The 19,250-nt window shown below is 35.8% G+C and carries 16 protein-coding genes and 1 tRNA gene; 8 read left to right on the forward strand and 9 right to left on the reverse strand.

The window, feature by feature from the left end; genetic code table 11:
• Positions 1-171: 171 nt before the first annotated feature.
• The 4 genes from tatA (at position 172) to QOX03_RS03035 (ending at position 3,088) form a co-directional block, all read left to right on the forward strand.
• Complete coding sequence (gene tatA, locus QOX03_RS03020; protein WP_119059052.1) at positions 172-465, forward strand: twin-arginine translocase TatA/TatE family subunit; 294 nt, start codon at positions 172-174, stop codon at positions 463-465.
• Position 466: 1 nt separating this feature from the next.
• On the forward strand, positions 467-1,054 hold the full coding sequence (locus QOX03_RS03025; RefSeq protein ID WP_283671452.1) for a phosphatase PAP2 family protein: 588 nt from the start codon (positions 467-469) through the stop codon (positions 1,052-1,054).
• Positions 1,051-2,070 carry a 3-oxoacyl-ACP synthase III family protein gene (locus QOX03_RS03030; RefSeq protein WP_283671453.1) on the forward strand — a complete coding sequence of 340 codons (1,020 nt, stop codon included), beginning with the start codon at positions 1,051-1,053 and terminating at the stop codon, positions 2,068-2,070. Before QOX03_RS03025 ends, QOX03_RS03030 begins: the two co-directional genes overlap by 4 nt.
• Before the next feature lie 118 nt (positions 2,071-2,188).
• Positions 2,189-3,088, forward strand: coding sequence for an ATPase (locus QOX03_RS03035; RefSeq protein ID WP_119057504.1), 900 nt, complete (start codon positions 2,189-2,191; stop codon positions 3,086-3,088).
• Positions 3,089-3,495: 407 nt separating this feature from the next.
• Here QOX03_RS03035 and QOX03_RS03040 read toward each other — a convergent pair whose 3' ends face one another.
• From QOX03_RS03040 to pncB, 4 genes are all read right to left on the reverse strand, one after another.
• Positions 3,496-5,466 (reverse strand): alpha amylase C-terminal domain-containing protein, encoded by a 1,971-nt coding sequence (locus QOX03_RS03040; RefSeq protein ID WP_283671454.1) that lies wholly within the window; start codon positions 5,464-5,466, stop codon positions 3,496-3,498.
• Between the two features lie 235 nt (positions 5,467-5,701).
• Positions 5,702-5,775 (reverse strand) — tRNA-Asp (locus QOX03_RS03045).
• 292 nt (positions 5,776-6,067) lie between these two features.
• A complete protein-coding gene (gene lipB, locus QOX03_RS03050) occupies positions 6,068-6,844 on the reverse strand; it encodes a lipoyl(octanoyl) transferase LipB (protein WP_283671734.1) in 777 nt (258 codons plus the stop codon).
• Positions 6,844-8,028, reverse strand: coding sequence for a nicotinate phosphoribosyltransferase (gene pncB, locus QOX03_RS03055; protein ID WP_283671455.1), 1,185 nt, complete (start codon positions 8,026-8,028; stop codon positions 6,844-6,846). The genes lipB and pncB overlap by 1 nt, the downstream gene beginning before the upstream one ends.
• A gap of 69 nt (positions 8,029-8,097) precedes the next feature.
• Between pncB and pepE the strand changes: the two genes are divergently transcribed.
• The 4 genes from pepE to QOX03_RS03075 all read left to right on the forward strand — a co-directional run bounded on the left by pepE (position 8,098) and on the right by QOX03_RS03075 (position 13,571).
• Entirely contained in the window at positions 8,098-8,805 is a 708-nt protein-coding gene (gene pepE / locus QOX03_RS03060; RefSeq protein WP_283671456.1) for a dipeptidase PepE, read from the forward strand.
• A gap of 70 nt (positions 8,806-8,875) precedes the next feature.
• The gene (locus tag QOX03_RS03065; RefSeq protein WP_283671457.1) at positions 8,876-10,996 is read left to right on the forward strand and encodes a S9 family peptidase; all 2,121 of its coding nucleotides are present in this window, start codon (positions 8,876-8,878) and stop codon (positions 10,994-10,996) included.
• A 170-nt stretch (positions 10,997-11,166) separates the two neighbouring features.
• Positions 11,167-12,246 carry a 3-oxoacyl-ACP synthase III family protein gene (locus tag QOX03_RS03070; protein ID WP_119057507.1) on the forward strand — a complete coding sequence of 360 codons (1,080 nt, stop codon included), beginning with the start codon at positions 11,167-11,169 and terminating at the stop codon, positions 12,244-12,246.
• Positions 12,243-13,571, forward strand: a complete 1,329-nt coding sequence (locus QOX03_RS03075) for a metallophosphoesterase (protein WP_245952918.1) — start codon at positions 12,243-12,245, stop codon at positions 13,569-13,571. The genes QOX03_RS03070 and QOX03_RS03075 overlap by 4 nt, the downstream gene beginning before the upstream one ends.
• 28 nt (positions 13,572-13,599) lie before the next feature.
• Here the strand turns inward: QOX03_RS03075 and QOX03_RS03080 are convergent, their stop codons facing one another.
• The 5 genes from QOX03_RS03080 to era all read right to left on the reverse strand — a co-directional run bounded on the left by QOX03_RS03080 (position 13,600) and on the right by era (position 19,050).
• Positions 13,600-14,580 carry a DUF438 domain-containing protein gene (locus QOX03_RS03080; RefSeq protein ID WP_283671458.1) on the reverse strand — a complete coding sequence of 327 codons (981 nt, stop codon included), beginning with the start codon at positions 14,578-14,580 and terminating at the stop codon, positions 13,600-13,602.
• A gap of 94 nt (positions 14,581-14,674) precedes the next feature.
• The gene (locus QOX03_RS03085; protein WP_283671459.1) at positions 14,675-15,403 is read right to left on the reverse strand and encodes a YggS family pyridoxal phosphate-dependent enzyme; all 729 of its coding nucleotides are present in this window, start codon (positions 15,401-15,403) and stop codon (positions 14,675-14,677) included.
• Positions 15,404-15,624: 221 nt separating this feature from the next.
• On the reverse strand, positions 15,625-17,229 hold the full coding sequence (locus QOX03_RS03090; RefSeq protein ID WP_283671735.1) for a DUF6909 family protein: 1,605 nt from the start codon (positions 17,227-17,229) through the stop codon (positions 15,625-15,627).
• Positions 17,230-17,288: 59 nt separating this feature from the next.
• Positions 17,289-17,870 (reverse strand): DUF3109 family protein, encoded by a 582-nt coding sequence (locus tag QOX03_RS03095; protein ID WP_283671460.1) that lies wholly within the window; start codon positions 17,868-17,870, stop codon positions 17,289-17,291.
• A gap of 298 nt (positions 17,871-18,168) precedes the next feature.
• Complete coding sequence (era, locus tag QOX03_RS03100; RefSeq protein ID WP_283671461.1) at positions 18,169-19,050, reverse strand: GTPase Era; 882 nt, start codon at positions 19,048-19,050, stop codon at positions 18,169-18,171.
• Between the last annotated feature and the right edge of the window lie 200 nt (positions 19,051-19,250).

The raw sequence follows: 19,250 nt of genomic DNA on the forward strand, positions 1-19,250 counted from the left end.
TAACTGGTTTTTCAATCAAACTCGGCGGTCTTCATTTATTTTACCTATGAGTGTCAAGCATTTATTCATTTTGCTAAAACACTACATACCAAAGCACAATTTTTTTTTAAGCCTTAAAAAAAAAAATAAATATTTATAAAGACTTTTTTTGAATATTTATACCTTTGGCTTATGCATTATTCAGTTATATTTGCATTTATTGGTTTCCAAGAAATTACAGTAATTTTAATCATTGCAGTATTGATTTTTGGTCCGGATAAAATACCGGAAATTGCACGTGGATTGGGCGAAGGTGTAAGGGCTATGCGAAATGCCACTGACGAAATCAAAAGAGAAGTAATGAAAAGTGCTGAAAGTATAGACCCAAGCGGCGAAATCAAAGAAGTGCAAAAGAGTATAGAAAACGAAATTTCATCAGCAAAGAAAGAAATAGACGATGCGATGGGACCAATAAAAAGAAATTGATTTGGAAGAATTAATTCACTGGGATCAGCAGTTGCTGATAGATTTAAATAATTTAGGCTCAGCTAGCTGGGATGATTTTTGGCTGCTAATCACCAATAAATATACGTGGTTTCCACTGTATGCGGTATGCTTATTTTTGATTTATAAATTTTTTGGGTTAAAAAACTTAATCTACGCTGCCGTAGCGGGAGCTCTGTTAGTTACCTGCACAGACCAAATTTCTCTTCTGTTCAAAAATGTCATTGTACAGCGTTTGCGCCCGTGTCATCAACCTGGCGTTGCAGAATTTTTACGTTCAGTCGAAGGTGTTTGTGGTGGACAGTATGGCTTTTTCTCTGGTCATGCGACCAATCATTTCGGTATAGCAGTTTTTTTAAGCTATATTTTTAGAGAAAAAATAAAAGGCTTTTATATTTTTTTATTAATAACGGCGATTTTTGTAGCCTACAGCAGAGTATATTTAGGCGTGCACTATTTTTTAGATATTTTGGTAGGAACAATCGTTGGAAGTATTTTGGGGTATTTATTTTATTTATTCTATCAATATTTGGTTGCAAAAAACATTTTTAAAATCAAAAACAAATTATGAGATTAAAAAATTCAATCATATTGGGCGTAGGACATTACGTGCCTCAAAATGTGGTAACAAACGATGATTTATCAAAAATTATGGAAACCAATGATGCATGGATTACCGAGCGAACTGGCATCAAAGAAAGAAGACACGTTGACCCAGAAAAAAAAGAAACAACATCAGATTTAGGCTATCAGGCGGCATTAGAAGCTATAAAAGATGCTGGAGTAGATAAAACCGAAATAGACTTCATTATCTTCGCTACACTGAGTCCAGATTTATACTTCCCAGGGAGCGGTGTATTGCTTCAGCAAAAATTAGAGCTAGATACCATTGGCTCACTTGATGTAAGAAATCAATGCACTGGATTTGTCTATGCATTAGCCACAGCAGATGCTTTCATCAAAGCAGGGAAGTATAAAAATATATTGGTCGTAGGGGCTGAGGTTCATTCTTTTGCCTTGGATATGACGACGCGAGGGCGAGGAGTTTCCGTTATATTTGGAGATGGCGCGGGAGCAGTAGTTTTATCAGCAAGCGAGGAAGCGAACAGAGGAATTATAGCTACAAACTTACATTCGGAAGGAAAATATGCCGAGGAACTAATGATGGCATTTCCAGGGCCTAAATATGGTTGGATTGAGTCACTGATAGATGCAGCCGAAAAAGAAAATACGCATTTGGTTTATCCTTATATGAACGGGAATTTCGTATTCAAGCATGCCGTGGCAAGATTTTCTGAATCCATTGTTGAAGTTTTGAAAGATAGCGGCTATACTAGAGAAGATTTAGATTTATTTATACCGCACCAAGCTAACCTCAGAATCAGTCAGTTTATTCAAAAACAGCTTAACTTGCCAGATGAAAAAGTATTTAATAATATCCAAAAATACGGAAATACAACAGCAGCCTCTATTCCCATCGCTTTATCTGAAGCCAAACAGCAGGGGCGCATAAAAGTAAACGATTTAGTGTGTTTAACGGCTTTTGGTAGCGGATTCACTTGGGGAAGCGTTTTATTAAGATTCTAGGTGTATTTTGAAACTTTATTAGACCTTAAAAAATAAAATATGACTAAAATTACGTAAGAATTTTTGTAAAATCCTAAATGCTTATGTAAATTTATGATGTTAAATAATTTTATAGAAAATGATAGCAATTATAGACAGTGGCTCTACAAAATCTGATTGGGTAATTTTAGACGAATCAAACGGGAAAGAAATAGAACGTGCAAAAACGATTGGGTTTAATCCTTTTTTTATCAAAGAAGAAGATATATTGAAGGAATTAAAGAAAAATAAAGAATTAACAGCACTAAAAGATAAAATCAATAAAATTTATTTTTATGGAGCTGGAGTTCATAACCAATATTTTTCAAAAGTCGTTAAAAAACCTTTTGATGAGTTCTTTTCAAAATCAACTAATTTGATAGACCATGATATGAAAGCGGCTGCTTACGCTGCATATAACGGTAAACCTGCAATTGTTTGTATTTTAGGAACTGGGTCTAATTCTTGCTATTTTGACGGTGAAACCATTAAAGAAGAAACACCAGCTTTATCCTATGTTTTAGGGGATGAAGGTAGCGGAAATCATATTGGTCGTCAGTTGATTAGGGCTTATTTTTGCGGTAAGTTTCCTACACATTTGAGGAGAACATTCAAAGAAAGATATAATTTAACCGAAAAAGACATTGAAGAAAAAGTATACAACAATCAGTTTGCTAATGCATATTTAGCATCATTTAGTGTTTTTGCATCAGATCACAAATACGAGCCATTTATTCAAGAATTGGTTTTTAATTGCTTAGAGGAGTTTTTCCTTTATCACGTGATGCCATACAAAGAAAAAGCAGATGCAGAAATCAATTTCATCGGTTCTATCGCACATTACTACGAGAGTACGCTAAAATCTGTAGCCAATAAATATAATTTACACGTAGGGAATATTGTGAAAAAACCGATTGATGATTTAGTGAAATATCATAAAATATATATCTTTCCAGAACAAATGAAACCTCAATCGCCTGTAAAAGATGAAAAAAAATAATTTAAATTAATCTTTCTTGATGAGTGTCCTAATTTTTTTAGGACACTTTTGTTTTGGGCAAAATTTGATAGGCAAATCACATCTTAAGAAGATGAATGTTTTCTTAGGCTTAAGTTTGAATTCTGATTATCAGGGAAATAAAGAGAAAATTTTTAAAGCCTTTAAAAATTTCCCGATAGATGGAGTAGCTTATTGGCATCAAAATAAGTTCTCAACAGATTTTCTTCTCATTATTTCACGCCTGTAGAGCAAATTTATAGAAAGCTAAATTTTTCTTTACCAGCTCATGGGTTTGAAATTTTTATCAATCTATAAAATTTTTTTAAGCCTTTAAAAAAAAGTCAAAAACTCCAGCTTTGAAGCTTTTGACTTTTTTTGTAAATAAATTTTTAATAAGCCTTGAAAAATTATTTTTTCTCAAAAACCAAAGCAGTTCGGCTTGGTAGATAAATCAGTAAATCATTGTTTTTTTGTGTTTTATAAACTAAATCTTTATCAATTCGCTCAAAACCGCCAAACGGCTCATCATCAGTGCTCAGGCAAATTTTATAATTTCCTTTTTCTTTCAGCGGAATAGCAAAATCAGAGAAACTTTCTGTTCCAAAATTAAATGCAAATAGATGTGAGCCTTTAGAGAATACTAAAATTTTATTTTCATTATTCTCTAAAATTTTGTAATCATCTTTTTGATTCAGCAAGGCTGTTTTTTTGATAAAATCAATTAATTTTTGATCAAAATTAAGTAAAAACTCATATTTTAAATTTTTATCCTCAGCTAGCGACCACTGTCGGCGAGCATAATGGTAAGACCAATTGTTCCCTTCTCTTGGGAAATCAATCCATTCAGGGTGGCCAAATTCATTGCCCATGAAGTTTAAATAAGCCTCTCCACCCAGTGTTGCGGTAATGAGACGAATCATCTTGTGAAGAGCTATTCCACGGTCAATGATGATATTTTCTTGGCTTTTTTCCATGGCTGTATACATTTCTTTATCCATCAGCCAAAAAGCCAAAGTTTTATCACCTACCATTGCTTGGTCGTGACTCTCGGCATAAGCAATGTTTTTTTCATTTAGCCTACGATTGGTCAATCGCCAATAGAGGTCGCCCATATGCCATTGCTCATCAGATTTATTTTCTAATAAATTATACCAAAAATCAGGAATCCCCATTGCCAATCGGTAATCAAATCCCAATCCTCCATCTTTCACAGAGCGGCAAATCCCAGGCATCCCGCTCATATCCTCTGCAATGGAAATTATATTGGGGTTGATTTCATGAATCAAATCATTCCCAAGCTGAAGGTAAATCACAGCGTCATTGTTAACATGCTCAAAATACTGATGATATTCTGTGAAGGCCGTTAAACCATGGTGGTGATAGAGCATGCTTGTTACTCCATCAAACCGAAAGCCATCAAAGTGAAATTCCTCCATCCAGTAGCGTAGGTTGGAAGCTAAAAATCGCTTGACTTCTAGTTTGGCATAATCAAAAATGGCTGAATCCCACTCTGGGTGATGGCCCGTGAAATACAAAGACGTCCCGTCAAATTCAATTAATCCTTCATTTCTATTTTTAACACTATGACTGTGAATTACATCCAAAATCACAGCTAGCCCCATCTCATGTGCTTTGTTGATAAGGTAGCGTAAATCATCTGGTTTGCCAAAACGGCAAGAAGGCGCGAAAAAGTTAGAAACTTGGTAGCCATAAGAGCCATAATAGGGATGCTCCTGTATTGCCATGAGCTGAACTGTGTTGTACCCCAAATTTTTGATGCGAGGTAAGATTTTATCAGCAAAATCTCGGTAGCTACCCACTTCTTCTTTTTCGGTAGCCATGCCAATGTGTGCTTCGTAAATCAGAGGTGTTTCAATTTTTTGTTTTCGGAAATTTTCGTCTGTCCATTTAAAGGTATTAAACCCACTGAAAACCCCATTAAAATTATGATTTTCATCCTCAGAAGTTTCTCTGATGTAAGCTGGAATCCTATCGAGTGCGCCATTGTCTGCAATTACATGAATTTTAACTTCAGACCCAGCCACGAGCTTATCTTTGTACTCCACATCTGGCAAGAAAATTTCCCAAACGCCAAAGTTTCCTCTCTTGAGCGGGTGTGAACTTCTATTCCAATCATTAAAATCACCAATCAAAAAAACTTGATGTGCGTGCGGAAGCCATTCACGAAACCACCATCCTTTATTTTTCTCATCATAATTGAAACTAAAAGTCAGATGTGCATTGGCAAAATTATAAAGCGTCCCAAAATGCTTTTCAATATAATCTTTGGTGTTTTGATACCACTCAATCCGATTAATGAGTTGGCGTTCATAATTTTTTAAATACGGATCTTCCTGAATGATTTTTAGCTGATGCATAATACCCCCTGATTTTACTTACAAATTTAGATGAATTTAATGAGAATTTTTTAATAAAAAAAATATTTAAATGCATTAAAATTTATAACCCAAGATGTATTATAAAAAAAAGTTGCTCAAAAATCTGGAAGTTTATATATTTAATTGATCTTCAGGTGTCTAAATATTATGAATATAATGATAATATAAATGTAATATGAAAAATAAAGCCCAACACTTATGTGCTAGGCTTCTGCGATCCGGACGGGATTCGAACCCGCGACCACCTGCGTGACAGGCAGGTATTCTAACCAGCTGAACTACCGGATCAATATTTTTTATTTCTTGTTAAGAACTTTTTTAAATCAACTTCATTGTTGATTGCGGATGCAAATATAAAACCTTTTTTTTTGTTTACAAATGTTTTTCGGGTTTTTTTTTCATTTTCATGGATTTTTTTATAAATCGTTGTAAACGAAATCATTATCTGCTTAGTGATTCAAAATTATTTTAGCTGACTTGGGTAATTTAGGTTTAAATTATAATCCGCAAAACAAAATGGACAAAAATTTAAAACGGAAAGTGCAAAAATTTTTTAAGCCTTAAAAAAAGTAGTGAAAATCTATTTTAGTCGTTTGATTTCAGCATTGAAGACTTCTTCAAAATATTGTACAACTTTTAATTTTACTTCTACCATATTTACTTCTTTGTTTAATTCCCGTTGCAGAGAAGTCACTGCTTTGTCTTTGATGCCACAAGGGACGATGTATTCAAAATAACGTAAATCAGTATTCACGTTTAGGGCAAATCCGTGCATCGTGACCCAGCGAGAGGCTTTTACTCCCATGGCACAAATTTTCCGGGCGAAGGGTTTCCCGACATCTAGCCAAACGCCAGTTTCACCTTTTGATCTCTCACCTTTTAGTCCATAATCGGCCAAGGTTTTGATGATAATTTCTTCTAAATTACGTAAATACCAGTGAATATCAGTCTGGAAGTTGTCTAAATCTAAAATCGGATACCCCACCAATTGCTCTGGGCCGTGGTAGGTAATATCTCCGCCACGATTTGTTTTCACGTAGGTAGCATTGATTTCGTTCAGTTTTTTTTGATTGATTAGCAAATGATGTTCATCTCCGCTTTTTCCCAGTGTATAGACATGCGAGTGTTCTAAGAAAAAAAGATAGTTGGGCGTTTGGATTTTTTGCATTTTTTCTGCTAAGTCTTGTTTTTTAGCTTCATCCTTTTCTGCTGAATAAGCTCGTTCCAGTTGTCGGAAGCTCATCTTTAAATCTACAATTTCACTCAAGATTTTTTCTTGAAAATCCCAAGTTTCTTGATAGGCTTGGTGGGCTCCCAAATCACGAAATTCTATGATTTTATTTTGACTTTTCTTCATCATTGTTCTATTCTTAAGATTTCTTTGGCTAAATCAATCATTTTTTGATTTCCCGTGTGTTTACCTTTTTCGTCAGATAATTTTAGGGTATCCACCCACTCGTTGTCGCTGGTCAGTACTTGGGTTAATTTGATGACAATATTCATTGGGCGAAGACCGACATCATTGGTTAAATTAGTTCCGATACCAAAAGAAATGCCAATTTTGTCTTTAGTTGCATGGGTGATGGATTCGACTTTCTCTGGGTTTAATCCGTCTGAAAAGATAATGTATTTAAAATGAGGATTAATGCCTAAATGCTTATAATGTTCTATGGTTTTATTTGCAAATTCTATCGGGTCTCCGCTATCGTGACGTACACCATCAAAAAGTTTACTGAATTTTTTATCAAATTGTTTGAAGAAAACCTCTGTTGTATAAGTGTCTGAAAGCGCAACACCCAAATCTCCACGGTAAACATCTACCCAATGTTCCAGCGCCATTGTATTAGACATCTTGAAGCCATATTCTGCTGCATGAAACATAAACCATTCATGTGCGTGAGTTCCAATCGGTTTTGTGTTGTAAAGCATTGCCATGTGAACATTACTCGAGCCGATGAAACTTTTGCCATTGAAGGTTTCTAGGGTGTGAACAACCAAACGGTGAGCGTGGTAAGAATGGCGGCGGCGAGTACCAAATTCAGCGAAGCGAACGTCTAAATCGTTGAATAGTTTAACTTTATCTAAGGTATTTTTTATAATTTTCTCATCATCCCAGCTGGTTTGTTCAGTTGCTTTGTAGTATAATTCTGAAATCAATGAAAGCAAAGGAACTTCCCACAAGATTGTTCTGTACCAGAAACCTTCCACCTTCACTTCCAAGTCGTTACCATTTTGCTTGATGTGCACCTCAGATGGGTCGTAGCGGTAACCTTCTAGAAAATCTATGTAAGCTGGGTTCAAATACGGGCAAGTGCGAATGATGAAATGCTTCTCATCTTTTGTCAACTGTAGCTGTGCCATATTATCTACCGCTTCTCTCAGTAATTTATCAAAACCTTGTGGGAACTCATGTTTCCCACGGTTGATGAATTTATACTTTGCCTTCACATTTGGGAAGAGCTTCACCACAGCACATTGCATTGTAAATTTATAAAAATCGTTATCTAAGATTGAATTAAAAATGCGAGTATTGATTCCCATAAAGATTTTTTTTAGCAGAAATTTAATCTCAAAATTAATTCTATTATCTTTGAACACAAAGAAAAAAGCATGAACTTTATTTTAGCCAGCACTTCCACGATGTTTGGGCAAGATTATTTAGCTTATCTCTCGACTGCACTAGAAGAGTTATTATCTGATATAGAGGAGGTTATATTTATTCCTTTTGCTCGCCCTTTGGGAATCTCTTATGATGAGTACACAAAAACGGCTGCAAAATTTTTTCAAGGCTTAGAAAAAAAAGTAAAAGGATTGCATGAATTTCAAAATCCTGTAGAGACTTTACAAAATGCTGAAGCTATTTTTACTGGGGGAGGCAATACCTTCTTATTGCTCAAAACTTTGTATGAATTAAATTTAATGGAAACTTTACGCCAGAAAATTCAAGACAAAACGCCTTATCTAGGCACAAGTGCTGGCAGTAATATTGCGGGGCAAAACATCAAAACTACGAATGATATGCCAATAGTTCACCCACCAAGTTTTGAAGCACTGAAGATTATCCCGTTCAACATCAACCCACATTATCTAGACCCCGACCCAAACTCTACGCACAATGGCGAAACGCGTGAAGTCCGTATATTGGAATTTCTTAGCCAAAACGAAACCCCAGTCATTGGGCTGCGAGAAGGCTCATGGATACGCGGAGTGGGAGAGGAGCTACATTTGAAGGGTAAATTCTCGGCACGAATTTTTCTGAGAAATCAAAAGCCTTATGAAATTGAAACAGAAAGTGACTTGAAATTTCTAAAGGCTTAAAAAAATTGAAACATTTATATTAAATAAAATTAGTTCTAAAATGAATTTTCACAAAAATAAATTTAGTGGTATGAAAAATGTTTTTTTCACCTTAATTCTATTGGGTTCTTTCTTGAGCGCTCAGCAAAAGGAATTAAGTATTTCAGATGCGGTTATGGGCTACTACAATGGGCTTTACCCTCTTGGTGTGGAAAACCTGAATTGGGTACAGAACTCAAATCGCTATTACTACACTGATGATGATAAATTAATCATCGTAGATGCGGATAAGGAAAATCCGAATAATAAAGAAATCACTTTAGCAGAATTTCAGAAGCGATTCCCGAAATTGAACAGAATTCCGAGTATGAAAAATTTTGATGAAGAAAATTTCACCATACAGAGTGGGGAGTTTCTCTCTGTCATTAATTTAAACAATGGGCAATCACAAACGATAAATTTAAGCCAAAATTATGAAAACGTAGACTTTAGCCCAAAATCAAAAGCAGTAGCCTTCACGGTAGATAATGGTTTATACATTAAAAAGTTTGATAATCAAACTTTGGTTGTAAAAGAAAATAAAGATAAAAATATCATCAGCGGGCAAGCGATTCATCGCAGTGAATATGGAATTCATAAAGGGACATTTTGGTCCCCTGAGGGGAACTACTTAGCCTTTTATGAGAAAGATGAAACTCAAGTGACTGATTACCCGTTGGTAGACATTGATACAACGCCTGCGCGTCTCAAAAACATTAAGTACCCGATGGCAGGGCAAGGCAGCGAAAAGGCGAAAGTTGGAATTTATGATTTGAAGAATAAAAAATTAATCTACCTAGACATCAATACCGAAGATGAACATTATTTGACGAATTTAGGCTGGTCACCAGATGAAAAACACATTTTATTGGCTGAAATTAATCGAGCAACCACGCGTTTTGATTTTAATTTATACGATGCTAAATCGGGGAAAAAAATCAGAACTATTTTCTCTGAAGAAAATGAACGCTGGGTAGAGCCAGAGCATACTTCATTCTTTATCCCTAGCAGGAAAAATGAATTTCTCTTCATCAGTCAGCGAGATGGGTTCAACAATATCTATCACTACAATATCAATGGGAAACTAATTCAGCAATTAACCAAAGTTAAATGGGTAATTAAAGATATTTTAGGTTTCAACGGGAATGAAGTCATCTTTGAAGGAACGGGAGAAGACGGAAGAGAAAATCATATTTATAAAGTAAATTTAAAGAGTAAAAAAATTACAAACCTCACGCCCGAAACAGGAACTCATCAAGCCGTGCTCAACGATAACGGAACGTATCTGATTGATAGCTATTCCAGTTACGATGTTGCTGGCATCACTCAGATTGTAAATGTGAAAACAGGAGCTAGAAAGGTTATAAATCAAGCTGAAAATCCGCTAAAAGAGTATAAATTAGGAGAAATCGACCCAGTGGAGATTTTAGCCGCAGACGGGAAAACGAAGCTTTATGCTAATTTAATCAAACCTGCCAATTTTGATGAAAATAAGAAATATCCTGTCCTAGTTTATGTCTATGGTGGGCCGCACGCACAGCTGGTAACCAATTCATTTTTAGGCGGAACGGACATGTGGTTTTCTGCTTTTGCGACACAAGAAGATTATTTAGTATTTACATTAGACAATAGAGGTTCAGCTTATCGAGGTTTTGAATTTGAGAGTGTCATTCATCGTCAATTGGGCGAAAATGAAATTCAAGATCAAATGAAAGGAGTAGAATATTTGAAATCACTCAAATATGTGGATTCCAGCCGAATGGCTATCTATGGTTGGAGTTTTGGAGGATTCATGGCGAGCAGTCTGATGCTGAAGAAGCCAGGCGTTTTCACAACAGGCGTTGCAGGAGGGCCAGTCACAGACTGGAGCTTGTATGAAGTGATGTATGGTGAACGCTATATGGATACGCCGCAAGAAAATCCTGAAGGCTATCAAAACTCCAATTTGACCAATCATATCACAAACTTAAAAGGGAAATTAATGCTAATTACTGGCAGTATAGATAATGTAGTGGTGCCTCAGCATAGCCTACGTATGATGCAAGAAGCCGTGACAAAAAATATCCCGATTGACTTCTTTGAATACCCTATGCATGAGCATAATGTGTATGGCTATGATAGAATTCACTTGATAGAAAAAATTGCAAGCTACATTACGACAAACAATCAATAAAATTTTCTAAGGCTTAAAAAAAAATAATAACAGGAGCAAGTGTTTTTTACTTGAAATCAGGTAATACACTATAATTCACGGTAGATTATGGAAGAGAAAATTCAATGTGAAAAAGTGGGGTGTTTATTGCCATTCTTTTTTTTAACTTTGTATTCTCAAAAATTGATAAAATGCGGAATGCTGTAATTACTGGCTCAGGACATTTTTTGCCCGAAAACATTATTGAAAACGATTATTTTTTAAATCATACATTTTTTGATGAAAAAGGTGAGAAAATTCAAAAATCTAATCAAGAGACAATTCAAAAATTTGAAGAAATTACCGAAATTAAATCGAGAAGATATGCAGAACCAGAGCTTCAAAACTCAGATATGGCTGCCATTGCAGGTGGCAGAGCACTGCAGGACGCTGGTGTAGATAAAGAAACGCTTGACTACGTCATTGTAGCATCAAACTATGGCAATATTTCTCACGGGCAAGGCCTAGCGGATGTCATGCCCAGTATGTCGGCAAGAGTAAAAAACAAATTAGGCATCAAAAATAATGCGTGCAGACCTTATGATATGACTTTTGGTTGCCCAGGATTCAACGAAGCACTGATTTTAGCCACGCAATTCATCAAAGCTGGCTTAGCAGAGAAGATTTTAGTTATAGGATCTGATATGATTTCTCGTGCTGTTGACCCATATGACCGCACCGCTATGATTTTTGCTGATGGTGCTGGTGCCGTCATTTTAGAAAACAAAAAAAGCGACCAAGAATGTGGTGTTCTTCATTATTTGACAATATCAGACAACTTGGAAGAATTGGATTATTTGACCAACGGCCCCTCTCTCAATACCGAGTACAAAGGCGCCTCCAAGAGTGTAAGCATGAAGGGAAGAAAAGTCTATGAGTATGCACTGAAAAAAGTTCCAGCAGCGATGCACCGTTTGATAGAACAAGCTGGGGTTGATGTAAAAGAAATCAAAAAAATTCTTTTGCACCAAGCCAATGCTAAAATGGATCACGCTATGGTGAAGCGTTTTTATAAACTAAACGGCATCTCAGACGCTCCAAAAGATATTGCGCCAATGACGGTTCAAGATTTTGGTAATAGCTCCGTAGCTACTGTGCCTACGATGTTTGATTTGGTAAGAAAAAATCAATTGGGGAATCACCAGTTTTACCCTGATGATAAAATTATTTTAGCAAGCGTTGGTGCAGGAATGAATATCAATGCTTTACTTTATCACTTCCCAGCAGAATGATTTTTATCAGGACTTTCATCATCCCGCTCATCGTCCTTCTTACGCTGACGGATATGGTGTTTTTTCGATTTCTCATGCATTTATCTCACGGGATGAATATGAAAATCTATTTTTGGATTCTGATTTTAGCTATTGAATTTTATAGCTATCAAGCTTTTAGGACTCTTCACCAGAGCTCGCGGGGTTTAGCCATTTATATCGCATTTCATTTATTACTCTATGGAACTTTGATTTACTTCCAAATTTCGACATCAAGCGGATTCTCATCATCTAATTTTAAGAAAACCATTATTTTGCTAAGCTTGGTGATTGTGCCAAAAATATTTCTAGCCATAGCATTGGTTCTCGAAGATTTATTCAGAATTGGACTTTATCTCACGCAACAACTTCAATCAAATTCCGTCGAAAAAAATATCTCAGGAAGAAGAAAAGCCGTCTCTTGGTTGGCAATCGGTATTGCGAGCATTCCATTTTTAGGCGTTCTGCATGGTATATTCATTGGGAAATACAATTATCATATAATCCGTAAGAAAATCAAGATTAAGAATTTACCCTCAGAATTTGAAGGCTTTAAAATTACTCAAATATCAGATTTTCATGCTGGGAGCTTTGATAATTTAAAAAAAGTAGAGTATGGGATTGATTTAATTACAGAAACCAATCCCGATGTCTTAGTCTTCACGGGAGATATGGTCAACAACTATTACAAAGAAGTTGAGCCGATTTTGCCCATTCTGAAGAAACTTAATGCCAAAGAAGGCATGTTCTCAGTTTTGGGAAATCACGACTACGGAGATTATGGCAAGCTTACCGAAGCAGAGAAAAAGGAAAGCATTCAAGGCTTACAAAATTTCCAGCGAGAGATGGGCTTTTTACCTCTGAACAACGAAATGAAAAGCATCGAAAAAAATGGAAAAAAACTCAATATCATTGGCGTAGAAAACTGGGGCAACGCCGATTATTTCCCCAAAAAAGGTGATTTGAAAAAAGCAACTCAAGCCGTGCAAGAAGATGATATTAATATCCTCTTATCGCACGACCCTTCACATTTTGACCATGATTTGCCTGGCCACGACAACGTTATTCAGTTTGAAAAAATGCTGCACTTAACTCTATCTGGTCACACACACGGAATGCAATTTGGCATAGAAATTCCTGGGCTTATCCGCTGGAGTCCAGTCAAATATCGCTATCATAACTGGGCAGGATGGTATGAGAAAAACGGACGTCAGCTCTACGTCAATCGTGGATTTGGCTACTTGGCATTCCCAGGGAGAGTGGGCATTTGGCCAGAAATCACCGTTCTAGAACTCACAAAAGCTTGAAAATTTTTTAAGCCTTAAAAAAATTCTATTAATCCCATTCTAAAAGGCGTCTTTCTCCCGAAATTTCTTGGATGTGATTGATTTCTTGAGACATTTCTATGACACCACGGTAGTTTTTATCTTTATCTCTTACCGCAAAATAGCGAACGTATATGAATTTTCCTCTATAATCGAACCAAAAATTTGCTTCATCTCTTTCGCCACTTCTGAATGCTTCAACTATTTTCAAAACTGTATCTACACTCTTGGGTGGATGACAGAATTTAACCTCTCGGCCGATGATTCCTGCACTTCTTGGGAAAACACGAATATCACCACGATTGTAGAATATAACTTTGTCATTTTCATCTACATAGGTAATATCTAATGGCAAAGTTCTCATCAATAAATTCACTTGCTCTACCGTCATATAGCCTTCATCAAAATGGTGAGCGTCTTCTGCAAACTTAACGTCTGTTCGGCGTTGCGTATCTTGAGACGGGTGCACATAAGCTGGCTCTTCTTTTATATCTTCTTTAGCTTCTTCTGCTGGGTATTTTGCTGGTTCTTTGTGTAACATCCAGCCTATTTCTTCCTCACCTTGGCGCATATTTACCCAATCTTCTTCTGTCAATATTTCCATTGCCCTTGGGAAGAGCACTCTCTGCTCGACTTCTAATAACCTTAGGAGATTATCTATCAAAAATTCTGTATTTCTATTAACGGCGGCTACATCTTGTTCCTCCAAATTTTTCCTCACAAGGCGGAATATATCACGAATTGTGTCATGAAAAGACCACATATTTTGTGATGGATTAGTCCATCCTCTTTTTTCTAAAAACGGGAAAAGTTGATTTTCCTTTCTAGCAAATCTTTTCTCTACGGTAGAAAGATGATTGAATATATTATAATACTTTTGGTAATCATTTGTCACATCTACATTTTCTAGTTCTTTCACCAGTTCGTGAATCAACTGAGTCTCTAATAAATACGTGTGTACAGGATGTCCTTGAGTTATATTTTCTAGCATTTTCATTAAATTTCTGTACAAAGATAGACAAATCAAATGAATAAAAGAGCTCTTTGTATTTTATTTATTAATATTTAAATTAAATAATTAGAGATTAGCCTTCATTCCAGTAGTAACTATCAGGATATTTTCTTTCGCCAAAAATTGCTGTTCCTACACGCACAATAGTGGCTCCTTCTTCTATTGCTATTTCCAAATCATTGCTCATGCCCATAGAAAGTTCATTCATTTCTACGTTGGGGATAGATAAAGATTGTATTTTGGTTTGAATATTCTTCAGAAGCTGAAAACATTTCCTTACTCTTTCTGCTTCGGCGCTAAATAAACCAATCGTCATTAATCCTTTGATTTTCAGCCTGTCTAAATGGGCTACTTGCTGTGTGAATTCGATAGCTTTATCTGGATAGACACCAAATTTACTTTTCTCTCCAGAGGTATTTACTTGAATGAAAACGTCTATTGTTTTATCTTCAAATTCTAATCTTTTTTGAAGTTTTTCTGCCAATTTTAGACGGTCGATAGACTCCACACAAGTTACATCATACTTTAAAATTTCTTTGACTTTATTTGTCTGCAAATGCCCAATAAAATGATTAATATGTGGCGTATCTTTTAACTTTTCATATTTATTTTTCAATTCCTGCACTTTATTTTCAGCGATTAGCAGATAGCCAGCGGCAATCGCTTGCTGGATTTTTTCAGCAGAAACCGTTTTAGTTGCTAGAAGCAATTTCACTTCATCGGGGTTTCTATTGGATTGAATACAAGCTTGATTGATTCTATTTTCAATTATTTTGAGATTGGATACTATGTCAGATGTCATTATGAATGTTTTTTATTTGTTTCGTCTATTTATTTAGTAAACATTTATCAAAAAAACACCAGCCACTGATGCCTCAATTTTACTAAAAGAAAAAGAAATTACCGTCTTCAGTCTTTACTTTAGTAAAGAATTGCTTGTTTTTATGAAAAGAAAAAAAAATAAGCCTTTAAATTTTTGACTTGCATCAAAAGTAGCTAACCTTAGATTCTTAAAACTTGCTTTTACTTCTTCAATATTTGCTCTAAAATTTTAGATGTAATAAGGTATGTTGGTTTTACTCCTGTAAGTCCCAAGCCTCCAGAAGCTAACGTGCCTCCAGTTTCCAGCGGATTATCTGAAGCGTAGTAGGCGTAGCGCACCTTCACATCTTCTGCAATATGAGCTCGGATTTTACTAGCAATCTGAATTGCCTTCTGGTAATGCGCACCTTCCATTTCAAGACCTATTCCCTCCCAGCTGGTGTCTCTAAAGAAATGCAATAAATCTTTGTTTTGCAAAGAAGTACCTAATACCGTTACCATCATTCCGCTAAAGGATTTCAAATCTTCATACTGAAAATCTTGCAACTGAAGCTCATTTTTGAAAGGGTAATTATCTGCTGTTCCTTCAAAAATATGAGAGGTTGGAATCATGATATCTCCCTTGCGCCCTTCTAAAATACCAGCTTTCCCCATAATTGAGATGCTTTTAACTTGCATTGTAAAACCATTCTCTAAATTTTTATAAGGCTTTAATAATTCATCCATGACTTCAAATGCCTGCTCACCAAAAGCATAATCCATCACCAGTAGCACATCATTAGAATTCACATTCTGGAAAGGGCCTTTTTTACAGTGATATTTTTCTAAATCAATGATTTGAACATTAATATTTGCTCCCGATTTATCTTTGATATAAAGTAAGCCATTTTGCTGAGCAAAATTCATCACATGATCTCTCAAATCTTTGTTTCTCGGAACTGAAAGCTCTTCGTACGTCTGAAATTCTAAATTGGGCAGATATTCTCCTTTCAAACTTTGGTGAGCGTAAAGCATATTCATCACGCTGTGCATATTGGAACTGATAATATGCAACGGGCGGTTTTGCAACTGGTGTTCCACCAATGTTTTTTTAATATGATTAGCCCATTTTTCTCCCGTGATATGATGCCCAATGGTGGAAATCAATGTAGAAGTAAACAGAATCTCACGGCTTAGTAGCCCATTAAAATCTTGATAACTCAATTTACCCATCCAGTAAACAACGTGCAAGAGACGATGCTTGTTTTCATGGTAACTAAATGCCTCGTAAGCCCACTTCGTTTCTTCAAAAGTTCGCCCTAAAATTTGTGCTAAATAGGTTAAAACCACCTCTATATCAGCTTCAGGTATCTCTTCTTCGCTATAGACGAATTCTTCTAACTTTTGCCAAGTTCGGTTCATTTTCTTTGGGTTTGAACCGAATGCGTTATTCCTAATTTTATCTGCTTCGTTATAGAAAAAAGTTAAATGTGTCAAAATATCATAAATCTCACTTCGCCCGCGAGTTACTTCAATATTCATTTGCTCCTCATCAATACGATAGCAGTTCCGTCTTCTCTTGAGCGGAACAATGGGCTGAAAAGAAGAATTTTGGTAACCTTCATCCGAAGTTAAATTAATATAACTGCATTCCTCTATCCCTTGTGGGAGGCGGTCTAGCACATAGAGCAAGCCTTCCAATTCTACTCGGTTGGGTTCAGCAATAGAACCATAAATTTCTGGGTTAAGTTTCAGCAAAAGTTCACGCAAAGCCATACCAGAAGTCCCAGTAACTTTGAACGAACCTCGATAAAACAGATGCCGCATGGTGATATAAATACGCTCGATACTTTCGGTCGATTTTCGGGCAGAGGCAGCGTTTCCTATCACTTTGATTTATTTTTATAAAGTTCATCTTGAGCTATCATCAGCTGCTTGTACCAATCTTCGCCAAATTTTCTCAGCAAAGCTTCTTTGGTAAATTCAGCAACGGTAACACCTAATTTTTCGCCCAAACTACAAGCATCTTTGCAGATAGACCATTGGTCGTAGTTCACAGCGGTAAAAGTTTTGTACCTCTGCACCCGAATAGGGTACAAATGGCAACTTACAGGTTTTTTGAAATCAATTTTATTGTCTTCATAAGCTTTTTCTATACCACATTGGGTAATTCCATCTTTATTGAAGACCACATAAGCACATTCTTTACCTTTAACCAGCGGAGTAGTCCAGTCGCCCTCAAAGTCTTTAACGTATTTCCCCTGTTCCTCAATAGCTTCAATTCCCTCTGGGCGAAGATAAGGTTTTACTTCTTCATAAATTTCATCTAAAATCTTCAGTTCATCTTCATCCAGCGGAGCACCGCTATCGCCCTCTACACAGCAAATGCCCTTGCATTTCTCTACATGACAAACGAATTCCTTTTTTAGAACATCTGTACTGATAATGGTATCGTCAATTTGAATCATAGTAAAGCAAATATAAAAAAGCTTAATTTCATTTTTCAGCTTTTCGTAAGAAAAAACTGTGCTAAATTTAGAATAAAGTTAAAAAAAATCAATGGCAACGCCGTCCCAGCACTTTATCAAAGGATTCTAAAAAGGCTTGAAGTAATTCAAAAATAATTATTAAATAATTATCAAATAATCATTAAAAAAAGACGCTATTCACCTTTTATTTACCACATAATCAGTGCGTTGAAAACGAAAGCAAAAAAAATTTTTTAAGCCTTAAAAAATTTTTTAACTATAAAAATTCAAACAAGCTTTAATACCCAAAATGTTCTAAATCACGATTATTTTTCCGCCAATTTTTCTTCACTTTTACAAAAAGCTTTAAAAATATTTTTTTCTGAAAGAAATCTTGGATTTCCAGCCTTGCTTCTCGCCCAATTTTAGATAAAGAGTTCCCTTGGTGGCCGATTAAAATTCCTTTTTGAGAATCTCTTTCCACATAAATATCGGCATAAATCCTTAGCACATCCTCTTCTTCTATAAATCTTTCGGTCACGACCTCCACCGCATAAGGAATTTCTTGCTCGTAATTTTCTAAAATTTTTTCTCTGATGATTTCATTCACGATGAATCGCTCACTTTTATCAGTCAGCTGATCCTCAGGGTAGTACATAGGTCCTTCGGGCAGTAAATCTTTAATCTTCTCTAGCAGAAAATCAATATTGAAATGATTAAGTGCAGAAATAGGCAAAACATCAGCTTCGGGCAGCTGCATGTGCCAGTAGTCTACCGTTTCTTCCACTTCTGCTTGATTGCTCAAATCTATTTTATTCACAAGAATAATGATAGGGATTTTCAGGCGGTGAAGTTTCTCATTCAGCAGTTCATTTTCTAATTTCTTTTGGTTTGGTTCAACTACATACAAAATCACATCAGCGTCCTTAAATGCTTCTTCTACAAAACTCATCATTCGATTTTGCAGTTCGTAGGCGGGGTTCAAAATTCCTGGCGTGTCTGAGAGAACAACCTGCATCTCTGGCGTAGTTACAATACCCAAAATGCGGTGGCGTGTGGTCTGCACTTTTGATGTAATGATAGACAAGCGCTCGCCCACCAACTTGTTCATCAACGTTGATTTCCCCACATTAGGATTTCCAATGATATTTACAAAACCTGATTTAAATTTTTCAACCATTTCTACAAAGATAAGCTGTAAACCCGTAGTGCATTATAAAAAAGTTGCTCAAAATACTAAAATAAAACAGATGATATTGATTATGAGCGCAATACTATTACAGTCGACTTTGAGGCAATTTACAAATTAATTTTGGAAGAATTACGCACAATTTCAGAAAATGAGAAATTTTATTTTCAAACCAATTATTCCCGAAACCA

The sequence above is a fragment of the Candidatus Ornithobacterium hominis genome (genome assembly GCF_951229915.1).
GTDB classification, from domain to species: domain Bacteria; phylum Bacteroidota; class Bacteroidia; order Flavobacteriales; family Weeksellaceae; genus Ornithobacterium; species Ornithobacterium hominis.

What these genes read in the sequence shown, in the direction of transcription:
- tatA (WP_119059052.1), top strand. Translation starts at nt 172, where the DNA reads ATGCATTATTCAGTTATATTTGCATTTATTGGTTTCCAAGAAATTACA.
- QOX03_RS03030 (WP_283671453.1), top strand. Translation starts at nt 1,051, where the DNA reads ATGAGATTAAAAAATTCAATCATATTGGGCGTAGGACATTACGTGCCT.
- QOX03_RS03035 (WP_119057504.1), top strand. Translation starts at nt 2,189, where the DNA reads ATGATAGCAATTATAGACAGTGGCTCTACAAAATCTGATTGGGTAATT.
- QOX03_RS03040 (WP_283671454.1), bottom strand. Translation starts at nt 5,466, where the DNA reads ATGCATCAGCTAAAAATCATTCAGGAAGATCCGTATTTAAAAAATTAT.
- lipB (WP_283671734.1), bottom strand. Translation starts at nt 6,844, where the DNA reads ATGAAGAAAAGTCAAAATAAAATCATAGAATTTCGTGATTTGGGAGCC.
- pncB (WP_283671455.1), bottom strand. Translation starts at nt 8,028, where the DNA reads ATGGGAATCAATACTCGCATTTTTAATTCAATCTTAGATAACGATTTT.
- pepE (WP_283671456.1), top strand. Translation starts at nt 8,098, where the DNA reads ATGAACTTTATTTTAGCCAGCACTTCCACGATGTTTGGGCAAGATTAT.
- QOX03_RS03065 (WP_283671457.1), top strand. Translation starts at nt 8,876, where the DNA reads ATGAAAAATGTTTTTTTCACCTTAATTCTATTGGGTTCTTTCTTGAGC.
- QOX03_RS03070 (WP_119057507.1), top strand. Translation starts at nt 11,167, where the DNA reads ATGCGGAATGCTGTAATTACTGGCTCAGGACATTTTTTGCCCGAAAAC.
- QOX03_RS03075 (WP_245952918.1), top strand. Translation starts at nt 12,243, where the DNA reads ATGATTTTTATCAGGACTTTCATCATCCCGCTCATCGTCCTTCTTACG.
- QOX03_RS03080 (WP_283671458.1), bottom strand. Translation starts at nt 14,580, where the DNA reads ATGCTAGAAAATATAACTCAAGGACATCCTGTACACACGTATTTATTA.
- QOX03_RS03085 (WP_283671459.1), bottom strand. Translation starts at nt 15,403, where the DNA reads ATGACATCTGACATAGTATCCAATCTCAAAATAATTGAAAATAGAATC.
- QOX03_RS03090 (WP_283671735.1), bottom strand. Translation starts at nt 17,229, where the DNA reads ATGCGGCATCTGTTTTATCGAGGTTCGTTCAAAGTTACTGGGACTTCT.
- QOX03_RS03095 (WP_283671460.1), bottom strand. Translation starts at nt 17,870, where the DNA reads ATGATTCAAATTGACGATACCATTATCAGTACAGATGTTCTAAAAAAG.
- era (WP_283671461.1), bottom strand. Translation starts at nt 19,050, where the DNA reads ATGGTTGAAAAATTTAAATCAGGTTTTGTAAATATCATTGGAAATCCT.